Source organism: Sphaerisporangium krabiense (assembly GCF_014200435.1).
Classification (GTDB): domain Bacteria; phylum Actinomycetota; class Actinomycetes; order Streptosporangiales; family Streptosporangiaceae; genus Sphaerisporangium; species Sphaerisporangium krabiense.
This window is the reverse complement of the sequence record NZ_JACHBR010000001.1, coordinates 2,703,833-2,716,740: the sequence shown is the minus strand read 5'-3', so window position 1 is coordinate 2,716,740 and position 12,908 is coordinate 2,703,833. Positions and strand designations below refer to the sequence as shown.

Here is a 12,908-nt window from a genome sequence, read left to right as displayed (position 1 = left end):
TCCGTGCGACGCGGTCAGACCTCGGTGTCACGGGCGTCCGGATCGTGGGGCCAGGGTTGCCAGACGAACCAGTCCAGCCAGCCCGGCATGCTGTAGCGCCACATCGTGAAGACCCGCTTGAGGACCTGCGGGGTGAGGCACGTGGTCTGGAAGTGGGCGTCGGCGCCGCCGTTGCGGTACTCCAGCCAGTACGCGCCGTCGTCGCGCAGGTAGGCCTGCATGTAGTACTCGGAGTTCGCGGCGTCGAGCCGTTCGACGATGACGAAGCGGTTGCCCCGCGTCAGCCCGCTCACCAGCCGCCCCAGGTCCTCCGAGGTCGGGTCCTCCACGCTGTCCCCGCGCTCGCAGTACGCCCGCGTCCTCACGCTCATGGGCCTCAAGATAGCGACGGCGCCGCTCCCGGCACGCGGATTCCGCCCGGGGTGTCAGCGACGCCTCCGCACCTCGGCGACGCGCTCCACTACTGTCATGACGTCGCCGAGGCCGGGAAGGAACCGCCCGGGTCAGGCGGGCTTGGCGAAGGTCAGGGCCCGGGAGGGGTTCTCCACCATGATCGTGTGGACGGCCTCCTCGGAGACGCCGAGGCGGCGCAGCTCCGGCAGGAAGTATCGGGAGATGTAGTCGTACCCCTTGCCGCCGTACTTCTTGAGCTGGATCTTCATGCACACGTCGTGGCCGAGCACGATCTGGCGGGCGTAGCCCTGTTCGACCAGGTCCGCGATGCCCCGGGCGGTCTTGTGGTCGCTGGTGAGGAACAGGTGCCCCCACGGGCTGCCCGGCGAGGCCAGGAAGTCGAACTCCACGAAGACGCCGCGCGCGAGGAGGCGCTCGGCGAGCGACGGGTTCGTCAGGATCTCCCCGGCGTGCCCGAAGACGACGCTGGACGGCGCGACGCCCTCCTCTTCCACGATGTCGAGCACCTGGAACTTGTCCTCGCCCCTGCCCCCCACGTGGAACGTGATGGGAGCGCCGGTGATCCGGCTGGCCCGCGCGCTCGCGCGCACGCTCTTGAGCTCGTTGTCGGTCAGCGGCGCCGTCTCCGCGGCGACCTCGCCGATGATGCCGGATCGTACGCCGGTCCCGTCGGCGCCGACGACGATGTCCCGCACGATGATGTCGGCGAGCTCGTCCACACCGCGCGCGTCCATGTCCACCGGGTGGAAGACGGGGGTGTACCAGCCTCCGCCCATGACGATGTTGAGGCCGCTCGCCCGGGAGAGCCGCAGAAGGCCCTCGGGGTCCCTGCCGATCCCGATGGAGGAGACCTCGACGATCGTGCCGCCGCCGGCGTGCGCGAAGGCCAGCACCTCCGGGAGCAGCTCGTCGAAGTCGCCCATCATGTCGTTGTCGGCGTTCGGCGTGCCGTGACGGGTGCGCGCGAGTGAGGCGAGCGCCAGCGGTTCCGCGGCCTCGGTGGAGTCCTCGCCGGGGCGGCGGAAGCGCGGCGGCCGTCGCAGGTCGACGAATACGTGCTCGTGCATGAGCGTCTCCCCCAGCGTCGACGGGTCCACGGGGCCCGTGACGGTGAGAGCCTTGCCGGAGAGGTCCGGGATCTCGAAGGAGTAGCGGCTCACGAGTCTGCCTTCGGGGTCGGGATGGTGAGGAGTCGCCTCGGATTGCCGATGGTGACGGCCTCGATGAGCGCGTCGTCGGCTCCGAGCATCTTCAGGTACGGGACGAACTGCCGCAGGAGGAAGCCGTAGCCGCCACCGCCGTACGCGTAGAGGTGCGACTTGGCGGACACGTCCTGCGACAGCAGGAGGCGGCCGGCGTGGCCGCGGCGGGCCAGCTCCACCACGGCGGCGGCGACGTCCTGGTCATCGGACGCGCTCAGCACCGTGGGAAGCCGTCCGAGCTGGTCGAACTGCACGTACACCCCGCGCGCGAGGAGCGGTTCCAGCGCGTCAGGGCTGGGGGACAGGGCGTCGCAGTGCCCGACCGCGACGCGGGTCAGGTCGGCGCCCTCGCCGGCCAGCACGTCGAGCACGCGCTGCTGCGTGGCGGCGTTCTCGCAGCGGTCGATCGAGATCGCCGCGCCGGTGGCGGCCGACGCCCGCGCCGCCGCGACCAGCACCGCGCGCCCGGCGGGCTCGTCCGGATCGAGGGCCGCGATCTCCCCGATGATCCCGGCCCGTACGCCGTCGACGCCCACGGTGAGGTCCCGGACGATCTCTTCGGTGAGGCGCTCGGCGTCCGGCGCGCCCGACGTGAGCGGCCCGGAGTCCGCGTCAGGGCCGCCGGCCTCCAGGCGTCCCCGTACCCATGCCGGGTGGTACCACCCCGTGCCCATGACGACGGCCACGCCGCTCGCCGTGGAGACGCGGCGCAGCCCTGCAGGGTTGCGCCGGAGCCCGGCGCTGGTGACGTCCACCAGCGTGCCGCCGCCGGCCGTCTTGAACGCGGCGAGCTCGCGCGCGGCGAGCTCCTCGTCCCCGAGCAGCCAGTCGTCCCTGTTGGGCGCGCCCAGGCCGATCTCGCCGAGCAGGTCCATGGTCAGCGGCGCCTCGTACAGCCGAAGCCGGCTCGCGGCGGTGGGCCGGACCCGCCCCACGGCCTCCCACGCCTCGGCCGAATCGCCGGGTGTGCCGAAATCACTCAGAAGATGCTCATGGGGAAGCACGACGCCGAGCGAACCCGGCGCGACCTCACCGGTGACGGTGACGACCACTCCCTGCGGCGCATCCGTCCGCACGGCTTCTGCACTGGAGTCGATACTGGACACCCAGGCAACTTAACATACAAGATCATATACGATTCAGGGAGAGCTCCCCTGTCTCCCCGTCCCGGTCAGGCGTCGCGACGGGCGGTCAGGAGCCGGGCGACGGTGAGGGAGAGGGCGGCCCAGGAGACCAGGAGCGGCAGGGCGGCCGGGCGGGGGACGGTGAGCGCGGGGGTGGCGGACGTGGCGAGGAAGCTCAGGGTCACCTCGTGAGGGAGCAGCCGTACGACGGCGGGCAGCGATCCGCCCAGCGGCGGGGACACCAGGACGGGCAGCGCGGCGAGCACGGCCAGCGGGACGACGACGCCCTTCGCCGCGACGGCGAGCCCGTGGCCCACCAGGCCGAGCAGCACATACGCCGTCACCTCGGCGACGGCGCGGCCTGGACCACCGTCCGCCCCCGGAAGCCCGCCGCCGGCCGCGAGCCGGACGAGGCGGCCCGACAGGACGACCACGGTCGCCGCGAGGGCCGTCGCGGCGCAGGTCGCCAGGAGCTTGGCCGCGAAGAGGCGGCCACGGTCCGGTGTGGCGGCGAGGGTGACGCGTAGCTGGCCGCCGCGGTACTCGCCGCCCGCCGCGAACACGGGGACGGCGAGGACCACGTAGGCCGGGGCGAGCATCACGGTGCCGAGCTGGGCGATCGCCACCGTCCCTTGCCGGCCGGCGACGCGGACGGCGTCGGTGGCGCTCAGCAGCCCCAGCAGCGTGCCGCCGAGGAGGGCGACGGCCAGGGCGATCCAGGCCGCGGGCAACGTACGGATCTTGGTGAGCTCCGCGCGCAGCAGGTCGGCGAGCCGGATCGCCGGCGGACCGCCGGTCACCGGGCGTCCCGGCGGGCGAGGAGGATCGCGGCCGTCAGCGTGGCGGCCAGCGGCCAGGCGACGAGCACCGCCACGGCGTGCCACGGGCCGGCCGTGAGGTCGTCGCCGGCCGGGTCGAGCAGCAGGTTGCGGCCCGCGCTGACGGGGAGCAGCGCGTCCAGGGCAGGGGACACCGCGGTCAGTGCCTGGGTCATGGTGGCCGCGGTGAGCGCCACGGTGACGCCGACACCGGCGAGCGCGCCGCGGGCGATCATCGTGACGGCGAGGCCGAGCAGGCCGGTCAGGACCGCGAAGGCGGCGAACTTCGCCTGGCCGAGCCACGCGCCGGCGCTCACCGGCAACCCCGGGTCCCAGTCCTTGACGGCGATGTACATGAACACCGCGCTGATCGCGGCGATGACGACGGACGTGGCCAGCAGATGGACGGCGGCGGCGAGCGCCTTCGCGGCCACCAGCCGTCCCCGCCGGGGGACCGCGAGCAGCGAACGTCCGAGCTGGTCGGCGCGGAACTCCTGCCCGGCGATGATCGCGCCGACGACGGGGAGGAACACGGCCATCTGGAAGGACGACGCGACCAGGAAGCCGACGAGCGCCCGGTGGGCGGGCCGCGGGTCGCCGGCGAAGATCTCGATCGTCCCGGCCGGTGTGATCTTGTGGACGGCGTCCGCGGTGAGGTCCACGTTCACGGCCGACAGGAGCAGGTGCAGGCCGACGATGACGCCGGTGGCGATCCACACCGCGGGCAAGGAGACGATCTTCGTCAGCTCCGCCCGCACCGCGGCCGTCATGGCGCTCACCACCCTCCCCGGCCCGCGTCGCCGCCGGTGAGCGCGAAGAACGCCGCCTCCAGCGAGCCGTGCCCCGCGGTGATGTCGTCCAGCGGGCCGCGCGCGACGATCCGGCCGCGGGCGATGACCACCGCGTCGTCCGCGGTCCCGGCCACCTCCGCCATGAGGTGGCTGGAGAGCAGCACGGTGCGGCCGGACGCGGCGTACTCCCTCAGGTAGGCGCGCACCCAGCGGATGCCGTCCGGGTCCAGCCCGTTGACCGGCTCGTCCAGCACCAGGATCTCCGGGTCGCCGAGCAGCGCCGCCGCGATGCCGAGGCGCCGCCCCATGCCGAGCGAGTACTTCTTGACCCGCCGCCCGGCCGCGTCGCCGAGCCCCACCAGGTCGAGCACCTCGCGGACCCGGCGGCGCGGGATCCGGTTGCTCTGCGCGATCCAGGTCAGATGGTCCACGGCGCGGCGCTCGGGCACCGGCCCCGCCCCGTCGAGCAGCGCCCCGACCGTGCGCAGCGGATGGCGCAGCTCCCGGTACCGCCGCCCGTCGATCAGCGCGGCGCCGCCGGACGGATGGTCCAGGCCGAGCAGCACCCGCAGCGTGGTCGATTTGCCCGCCCCGTTCGGCCCGAGGAACCCGGTGACCCGGCCCGGCCGGACGGTGAAGGTGACGTCGTCCACGGCGACCTTCCCGCCGTACCGCTTGCTCAGCCGCGAAATCTCGATCATCAAGCCGCCTCGTGCTTCCTGTGCGCGGACGCCCAGCATGAAGCGGGACGGCTTACGGCCGCGTCCCCCGAAAGTGGACACCTACCGCGGGTCGTGCAGCAGCCCCGCCTCGTACGCGAGCACGGCCAGATGGGTGCGGTCGTTGACGCCGAGCTTGGCGAACATGCGGCGCAGGTACGTGCGGACCGTCTCCGGGCTCAGGGACAGCTCGTCGGCGATCCGCCGGTTGGAGTGGCCGCGGGCGACCAGCCGGGCGACCTGCAACTCCCGTTCGGACAGGACGTGCCCGGCGAAGGCGTGCCGCGCCTGAGGCCGCCGGGGGGCGAAGCGGTCCAGCAGCCGCGCGGTCACCTCCGGGGCGAGCATGGCGTGGCCCGCGTGCACCGTGCGGACGGCGTGCAGCACCTCCGCCGGGGCGGCGTTCTTCAGCAGGAAGCCGGACGCGCCGAGCGTCAGCGCCTCGTGCACGTACTCGTCCAGGTCGAAGGTGGTCAGCATGACGACCCGGGTGCTCGTGGCGGCCAGCACGCGCCGCGCGGCCTCCAGGCCGCCGGTGCCCGGCATCTGCACGTCCAGCAGGGCCACGTCGGGTCTCAGCGCGCCGACCAGCCGGGCGGCCTCCGCGCCGTCGGCGGCCTCCCCGGCGAACCGGAAGCCCGGGGTGCGCTCGAACAGCTTCCGGTACGCGCCGCGCAGGCCCGCGTCGTCGTCGGCGAGGAACACCGAGACGGTCCCGGACGCCGGTCCCGTCACGAGGCGCCTCCGACGGGCAGGCGGGCCTCCACCTCGAACCCGCCGTCCGGCCGCGCGCCCCAGGCCACCGTCCCGCCGACCAGGCGGGCGCGCTCCCGCATGCCCCGCAGACCGACCCCCGCACCGGCCGTCCCCGCCCCCGCACCGCGCCCGCGGGGACCGGTGTCACGCGAACCTGTGTCGCGGTAACGGGGGTCACGCGGACCCGTGTCGCGAATCCGCACCACCACCGTGCCTCCCTCCTCGTGGACGTCCACCGCGCAGGCCGCGCCGGGCGCGTGCCGTACCACGTTGCTCAACGCCTCCTGCACGATTCTGAACGCCACCGCGCCCACCCCGTCGCCGATACGCGCGTCCCCGTCGATGCGCCCGTCAACACGCGCGTCGACGTCCACTCCGGCGGCCCGGGTGGCGGCGATGACCGCGGGAAGCCCGCCGAGCCCCGGCGCCGGGCCGCCGCGCAGCGTGCGCACCAGCCCCTGGATCTCCTCCAGTGCCCGGCGCGCGTGGGTCTCGACCTCCGCGAGCGTCTCGCGCACCTCCCGCTCGTCGGCGTCCGGGAGGGCGAGGACGACCCCCGACCGCGCGACGATGACGCCGAGCGCGTGCCCGACCACGTCATGGACGTCGCGCGCCACCTGCAGCCGCACGCCCGCCCGTTCGGCCTCCCGCGCGACCGCGACCTGCCTGCCGACCGTCACGCCCAGCAGCCACGCCCCGCCGAGCGCGGCCACCGCGATGAGAAGCCGCCGTCCGGACTCACGCGCGTCCCCCTCGGGCACGCCGGTGACCAGCGCCAGGGCGGCGAGCACGCCGACCGGCGCCGCGACCAGGACGCGGGCACGCGCCGCGCGCTCGACCGCGAGCGGGTACAGGCACCAGGCGGTGGCCAGCATCGGGTCCTCGCAGGCGCCGAGGACGACGCCGAGCACGGTCGCGACCGCGGCGGTCACCGTCGCGGCGACCGGCGCCCGCCACCGCAGCGTCATCGCCCCGGCCGTCGCCGCGGCCAGCGTCGCCGCCGCCACGACGCGCGGCCACGCGCCGCCGTCCGCGGGCCACACCCAGAACATGCCCACGACGGCGACCGCCGCGGCGACGTCCGTCAACGGCCGTGCCTTCCCCTGGCCCCGAGTCCGCACGCCAGCACCGTAGCCCCACCACCGGCCCCACGGCCCGGCGATGCGCCACGCGGCCGCGCCGTCCGAACGCCGCAGCCCGGATGCCGGATCGGGATGACCGCGAACAAAATCCGGTGATCGGCAAACCAACGGGTGTAACCCATCGAAGGGAAACCGTTGTATGCCCGCATCACCGAACGTGACCGGCCCTCCCGTCCCGCCGCCGCGCGCCACGTCGTCTCCGGCCGGGGCGACCGGCGTCCGACGTGCGGAAACAGAGCGGCGGTGAGTTCCGGTTGCGCGTCCATTTAGCGATCGCGGCCAAGCGCCCGGGCGTCCCGCTGCCGCCCGTGGCGCTCGCCGCGGCCCAGGAGGCCGCCGGGCGGGTCCTGCCGGTGCCCGCCGCGGACGTGACCGCGCGCGCGTGGCGGTCGGCGGCCGGCGACACGGCGCTGCTGTCGTGGTCCAACGAGCCGGACGGGCACGGGCCGCCGGTGCTGTCCTCGGGTGCGGGACGGGTGGCGGGCCTCACCGGCCACCTGGCCGATCCCGCCGACGTGGACCGGCTGCTCGCCACCGACCGCCCGGCCGAGACCACGGCCGGCACCGGGGGCGTCTTCTCGATCTTCCGGGCCGGCGAGGGGGAGGTGAGCGCCGCGACCGGGCTCACCCGCGCGTGCCCCGTGTTCTACGCCGAGACCTCCGACGTCCACGTCCTCGGCAGCCGCGCGCTGCTCGTCCACCTCACGGCCAGGGCCGCCGAGACGGGGTCGAGCAGGCCGGAGATCGTCTGGGACCTGCTCGCGCTGGAATCGATGGCGCGCGCCGGGTACTTCCTCTCGGACGAGACGCCGTTCCGCGAGGTCGGCGTCCTCCCGCCCGCCTCCGAGATCGTCGTCGCGGACGGCCGCCGTACGATCACGGTGCTCCCTCTCCCGGAGGCGCAGGCTCCCCCGTCGTCCAGGCGCGCGGCGCGCGCCCACGTCGACGAACTCGCCGGCGCGCTGCTCGCCGCCGTACGCCCGCTGCGGGACGGCCACGAGCCGGTACGTCTGTCGCTCACCGGGGGCCGCGACAGCCGTCTGCTCGCCGCGCTGCTCCACAAGGCGGAGATACCTTTCGTGACGGCGACCTCGGGGCAGGACGACAGCCCCGACGTGCTGCTGGCCGCGCGCGTCGCGGAGGCGCTCGGCGTCCCGCACAAGGTCGCCCGGCCCAAACGCGCGGAGAGCGGGACGGACCTGGTCGTCCCGCACCCTCGGGTCCGCAGCCACAACGTGCTGTTCGCGTGCGAGGGCATGATCTCGGCGTACGAGAACATCCCCGCCGGCGGGCGGTTCGACCCCACGCCGCGGATGTCCGGCCACGGCGGTGAGATCCTGCGCGGCGGCTTCCTGCAGAACCAGGCGGGGCTGGACGTCAAGGCCCTCAGGCGCCGGGTGGACGGCCTCTTCGGCAGGAACGACGACCTGCTCACCGAGCGGGCCAGGGAGCACGCCCTCGCCCTGGCGGCCCCGTGGCGGGAGCGTTGCCGGGAGGACGGCGCGCGGGCGCTGGACCACCTGTACCTGGCCTACCGTGTGGGCCGCTGGCACGCCGCGTCCCGCGCGTCGCTGCTGCGCGCCCAGAACCCTCTTCCGCCGTTCCTCGACAACCTGGTGGTACGGACGGCGCTCCGCGTGGACCCGGTGTGGCGGCGGTCGGAGGCGCTGGTCCACGGGGTGATCGTCGCCTTCGCGCCGCGATTGCGGGACATCCCCATAGAAGGCAGGCCGTGGCGGTTCGCGGCCGAAGGTCGCCACCGCACGCTGCTGGACCGGCTGCGGCGCCGCGCCGAGAAGCCCGCGCCGGGCGGCCCGCCCGCCGGGAAGCCCTGGAACTGGCGGATGAACCCCTCGCCCGAACTGACCCGCCTGCTGTACGCGGGGCTGGTCGACACGCGCGGCGAGCTGCGGGCCGGCGGACTCGCCGAGATCGTCGACCGGGCGGCCGTGGCCTGGCTTCCCGAGGCGCGCACGGACGTCCTCTGGCACCTGTACACGATCTCGGAGATGCTGACGAACGCCTTCTCGACCCCGGCCCCTCCCGACCTCCCGCCCCTGCGCATCCCCGTGCCCCCACCCGGAGGCGTCGCGTGATCCGCCTCCCCACGGGGCCGCCCCGCCCGGTCGCGGCGCCGGCCCGGAACTGTCGCACCGGTCGCGTACCGTGCTGCACGGCCGGAACCCGCGTCGGCCCGCCGATCAGCCCGTCGACGAAGGAGCCCGCGATGTCCCCACCACGTACCCGGCTCACCGGTCTCGGCCTGGTCGAGTCGCCGCACTGGCACGACGGGCGCCTGTACTTCTCCGACTGGACGGCGGGCGAGGTGATCGCGCTCGCCCTCGACGGCACGCACGAGGTGGTGGCCCGCGTCGGCTCCCTCCCCCTCTGCACGGCCCGGGACGCCGACGGGCGGCTGCTGATCGTCGACTCCGCGCGGGGCCTGCTGCTGCGTCAGGAACCGGACGGCTCCCTGGTCACCCGCGCCGACCTGAGCGGGCTCGGCCGCCACTGGAACGACATCGCCGTCGCCCCGGGCGGCCACGTCTACGTCAACCGCATCGGCTTCGCCATGGGCACCGGCGAGGCGTTCGCCCCCGGCACCGTCGTGCACGTCGCCCCCGACGGCTCGGCGCGCCAGGTGGCCGGCGACATCGCCTTCCCCAACGGCATGGCCGTCACACCGGACGGCGCGACGTTGATCGTCGCCGACTCCTACGGCAACAGGCTCACCGCCTTCGCCATCGAGCCCGACGGCTCCCTGTCCGGCCGCCGCGTCTGGGCCGACACCGGCGACGACCACCCGGACGGCGTCTGCCTCGACGCCGAGGGGGCCGTCTGGTACGCCGACGTCGGCACCCAGCGCTGCGTCCGTGTCCGCGAGGGCGGCGAGGTCCTCCAGACGATCGAGGTCGACCGCGGCTGCTTCGCCTGCGCGCTGGGCGGCCCCGACGGCAGGACGCTGTTCATCCTGGCGGCCCGATGGCGCCTCCCGGAGATGGTCCCGCCGGGCACCGGCCAGGTGCTCTCCGCCGAGGTCGCCGTCCCCGCGGCGGTCCGCCCGTAGCGCCACCACGACGCCCATCCGCCGGATGACGGCCGTTGCGACACCGTTGCGCTCGTCCTGCAATCCGGGTCGGCCATAGTCGCCCCGTAGACCATCGGCTTTCGACGAGGAGAGACAGTGATGAGATCGACGTTGACCGGCGCCGCCGCCGGCCTCGCCCTTGCGTTCACCGCCACCGCGTCCCCCACCGCCGCGCAAGCCACCACCGCGCGGCCCGCCGCCGCGCAAGCCGCCATCGCGCGGCCCGCCGCGGCGTCGGCGGCCAAGGCCAAGGTCGTCTACGGCTGGGCCGTACGCTCCGGCGACTCGGCCCTGTCCATGACCCCGCGCAAGGCCCGCCGGACGGAACTCGGCGAGAGCGGCCAGCTCGCCTGGGAGCTCGGCGGCAAGACCGGCGCCAAGCTGAAGATCCGCTACACCGGCAGGCTCGACTTCCGCCAGGTCAACAAGAAGTGCGGCAAGCCCCCGGCCGGCTACCCCTACGACACCTCCGACAAGCAGGCCCTGGGCACCAAGAAGTGCCTCCCGAGCCACCTGCTGACACGCCTGAAGCAGGGCGCCCTGCCGGTCCGGGTCGAATACAACGCCGCACCGTCCGGCCGCCTCGTGGCGGTCAAGGTGCAGGAGCTGGTCCTGCCGTAACGCGAAGGCATGCCCACCGGGCGGCTAATTGACGTCGCCCGCGTCCGCGGTGGTCAGGTGCGGGGGCATGGGTGCGGCCTTCGTCAGGGACAGGCCGGTGTGTTCCGCGGCGAAGGTGAGGATGTCGGTGGACAGGGCGTGTTCCTTGCCGGCGGGGAAGGCGGCGTGGGCGGTGTCGGGGTCGCGGCGCATGAGGATCGGGCGGTCGCCGGTGGTGGCGTGTTGCAGGGCCGCGCACATCTTGGTGACGTGGGCCTCGCCGGTCTGCAGGTCGGTGACCGCTCCGGTGAACAGGAACGCGGGATAGGGGACTCCGGGGGTGACGGCGTGGTAGGGGGAGTAGCGGAGCAGCCACGGGAGCTGCCGGGGGTCGGCGGCGGTGCCGAACTCGTCGGTCCACGTGCGGCCCAGGCCGAAGCTCTCGTAGCGCACCATGTCGCACAGCGGGCCTTCGGCGATGACCGCCGCGTACAGCTCCGGTCGCTGTACGGCGGCGGCGGTGACCAGGAGGCCGCCGGCGGACTGGCCGAAGATCGCCAACTGGTCGCGCGTGGTCCGGCCCGTGTCGATGAGCCAGGCCGCGGCGTCGTTGAAGTCGCTGACCGCGCGATGCTTGCGCGGCCCGCGGCCGGCGTCGTGCCACCGCTGCCCTTCTTCGCCGCCGCCGCGGACACAGGCGACCGCGTAGGCGCCGCCGGCGCCGACCCACGCGGCCGCCATGGGGAAGAACCAGGGGCGCATCGGCATGCCGAAGCTGCCGTAGCCGTAGAGCAGCGTCGGACGGGAGCCCTGGTCTTCTCCGGCCGGGGTGAACAGGAACATCGTGATCTCGGTGCCGTCTCCGGCGCGATAGCGGACGCCGCGGCTGCGGATGCGCGGGCGGTGCCCGGCTATCGAGGCGCCGGCGCGTTGTTCCATCTCGCCGGTGAGGGCGTCGTAGCGGTAGATCGTGGGAGGTGTGGTCGCGTCGCAGTAGCCGAACCAGGCGTGGCGGCCGTGTGGCGCGCCGGCGCGCAGGGATGACACCACGCCCGCGCCGGGAAGGGGCAGGGTGGTGAGGTCGCGGCCGGTGGCCAGGTCGTGCAGGGTGAGGGTGGAGGCGCCGTGGCGGGTGCGCGCGACCAGCAGCAGGGGCCGGGGAAGTGCCGGGTCGTCCAGCACGGCGCACTCGTCCAAGGGGGCATCGGGATCCTCGGCGACCAGCGTCCGCCACGCGGCCGGGCCGGCGCCGTCCCGGCGGGCCACGCAGACGCGGCCGCACGGGGCCTGGTGATCGGTGACCAGCAGCAGATCGTCGCCGGCCAGGAAGCGCGGCAGGACGCGGGCGCGGGTGGCGCGCCCGTCCACGATCCGGACGAAGCGCGGGGATCGCGGATCGTCCAGATCGGCCATGTACACGTCGTTGTACGAGGTGGGCCCGGCCATGGCGGTGATCGCCAGATGACGGCCGTCGGCGCTGACGGTGAGCCCGTAGTAGTGGTCCGGGGCGTCCTCGCCGCCGAACACCACGATGTCGTCCTGCCAGGGTGAACCGATGTGGTGCAACCGCACCCGCCGCTGCAGGCGCGTGTCGCCGGGGGCCAGTTCCTCGTCGGGGACACGGCTGACGTAGTAGAACGCCTCGCCGCCGGGCAGCCAGGCGAGCGAGGTGTTGCGGGCGCGCGGCAACGGCCCGTCCACCGTCGCGCCGGTGCGCACGTCGAGCACCATGATGTCGCTGCCGGGCCGCTCGGCGACCTCCAGCTGGACGGCGACCCGTTCGCCCTCGCGCGACGGCCACCAGGCGTACAGCCCGGTGTTGCCGGAGGGGTCGATCTCGACGGGGTCCACCAGCACCCGCGTGTCGCCCTCGGCGCCGACGACCAGCAGGCGGCGTTGTTCGTCGCCACGCGCTCGCTCGGCGAGGAACATGACGGAACCACGGACCGTCGGGGGTTCCGTGACGCCGAAGGAGGAGACCTCGTCCAGCAGGGACGCCCACAGCCGGCGCTCCGGCCATCCGGCGCGACACACGTGGAAGAGGCGATCCTGCGCCGCGGCCCAGTCGCGCACGCGCGCGTCCTCGGCGTCCTCCATCCACCGGTAGGGATCGGAAACCGAGAATCCGAACAGATCGTCCACCGTATCGCCGCGCCGGGCGGCAGGGTACGACAATCGCGCCACAAATCCCTCCGGATGTATCGCCCCGCCTGCTACAGGTCGAGGTACTGCGGCCTTTACGCGCCGCAGTACC

General features: G+C 74.1%; 12 protein-coding genes. 3 read left to right on the top strand and 9 right to left on the bottom strand.

The genetic code is table 11. The features are described 5' to 3' along the window. Nucleotides 1–14: 14 nt before the first annotated feature. The 8 genes from BJ981_RS12130 to BJ981_RS12095 form a co-directional block, all read right to left on the bottom strand. Nucleotides 15–371 carry a hypothetical protein gene (locus tag BJ981_RS12130; protein ID WP_184610864.1) on the bottom strand — a complete coding sequence of 119 codons (357 nt, stop codon included), beginning with the start codon at nt 369–371 and terminating at the stop codon, nt 15–17. 132 nt (nt 372–503) lie between these two features. After that, on the bottom strand, nt 504–1,574 hold the full coding sequence (locus BJ981_RS12125) for a phosphotriesterase family protein (RefSeq protein ID WP_184610862.1): 1,071 nt from the start codon (nt 1,572–1,574) through the stop codon (nt 504–506). Next, nucleotides 1,571–2,722 (bottom strand): phosphotriesterase family protein, encoded by a 1,152-nt coding sequence (locus BJ981_RS12120; protein WP_184610860.1) that lies wholly within the window; start codon nt 2,720–2,722, stop codon nt 1,571–1,573. Before BJ981_RS12120 ends, BJ981_RS12125 begins: the two co-directional genes overlap by 4 nt. Nucleotides 2,723–2,787: 65 nt before the next feature. Further along, nucleotides 2,788–3,540, bottom strand: a complete 753-nt coding sequence (locus BJ981_RS12115; RefSeq protein WP_184610858.1) for an ABC transporter — start codon at nt 3,538–3,540, stop codon at nt 2,788–2,790. Further along, on the bottom strand, nt 3,537–4,337 hold the full coding sequence (locus BJ981_RS12110) for an ABC transporter permease (protein WP_184610855.1): 801 nt from the start codon (nt 4,335–4,337) through the stop codon (nt 3,537–3,539). Before BJ981_RS12110 ends, BJ981_RS12115 begins: the two co-directional genes overlap by 4 nt. Further along, on the bottom strand, nt 4,334–5,050 hold the full coding sequence (locus tag BJ981_RS12105; RefSeq protein ID WP_184610853.1) for an ABC transporter ATP-binding protein: 717 nt from the start codon (nt 5,048–5,050) through the stop codon (nt 4,334–4,336). Before BJ981_RS12105 ends, BJ981_RS12110 begins: the two co-directional genes overlap by 4 nt. Before the next feature lie 81 nt (nt 5,051–5,131). Then, a complete protein-coding gene (locus BJ981_RS12100) occupies nt 5,132–5,803 on the bottom strand; it encodes a response regulator (RefSeq protein ID WP_184610851.1) in 672 nt (223 codons plus the stop codon). Continuing rightward, nucleotides 5,800–6,945, bottom strand: a complete 1,146-nt coding sequence (locus BJ981_RS12095; RefSeq protein WP_184610849.1) for a sensor histidine kinase — start codon at nt 6,943–6,945, stop codon at nt 5,800–5,802. The genes BJ981_RS12100 and BJ981_RS12095 overlap by 4 nt, the downstream gene beginning before the upstream one ends. Nucleotides 6,946–7,220: 275 nt before the next feature. Between BJ981_RS12095 and BJ981_RS12090 the strand changes: the two genes are divergently transcribed. From BJ981_RS12090 to BJ981_RS12080, 3 genes are all read left to right on the top strand, one after another. Further along, on the top strand, nt 7,221–9,062 hold the full coding sequence (locus BJ981_RS12090) for an asparagine synthase-related protein (protein ID WP_184610847.1): 1,842 nt from the start codon (nt 7,221–7,223) through the stop codon (nt 9,060–9,062). A 131-nt stretch (nt 9,063–9,193) separates the two neighbouring features. Beyond that, the gene (locus tag BJ981_RS12085; protein ID WP_184610845.1) at nt 9,194–10,033 is read left to right on the top strand and encodes an SMP-30/gluconolactonase/LRE family protein; all 840 of its coding nucleotides are present in this window, start codon (nt 9,194–9,196) and stop codon (nt 10,031–10,033) included. Between the two features lie 120 nt (nt 10,034–10,153). Continuing rightward, nucleotides 10,154–10,675, top strand: coding sequence for a hypothetical protein (locus BJ981_RS12080; protein WP_184610843.1), 522 nt, complete (start codon nt 10,154–10,156; stop codon nt 10,673–10,675). A gap of 24 nt (nt 10,676–10,699) precedes the next feature. Here the strand turns inward: BJ981_RS12080 and BJ981_RS12075 are convergent, their stop codons facing one another. After that, on the bottom strand, nt 10,700–12,838 hold the full coding sequence (locus BJ981_RS12075) for a prolyl oligopeptidase family serine peptidase (protein WP_275422312.1): 2,139 nt from the start codon (nt 12,836–12,838) through the stop codon (nt 10,700–10,702). Between the last annotated feature and the right edge of the window lie 70 nt (nt 12,839–12,908).

Bases quoted from the DNA above. Each gene is read 5' to 3' on its own strand.
- BJ981_RS12085 (WP_184610845.1), top strand. From the start codon at position 9,194: ATGTCCCCACCACGTACCCGGCTCACCGGTCTCGGCCTGGTCGAGTCG.
- BJ981_RS12130 (WP_184610864.1), bottom strand. From the start codon at position 371: ATGAGCGTGAGGACGCGGGCGTACTGCGAGCGCGGGGACAGCGTGGAG.
- BJ981_RS12105 (WP_184610853.1), bottom strand. From the start codon at position 5,050: ATGATCGAGATTTCGCGGCTGAGCAAGCGGTACGGCGGGAAGGTCGCC.
- BJ981_RS12080 (WP_184610843.1), top strand. From the start codon at position 10,154: ATGAGATCGACGTTGACCGGCGCCGCCGCCGGCCTCGCCCTTGCGTTC.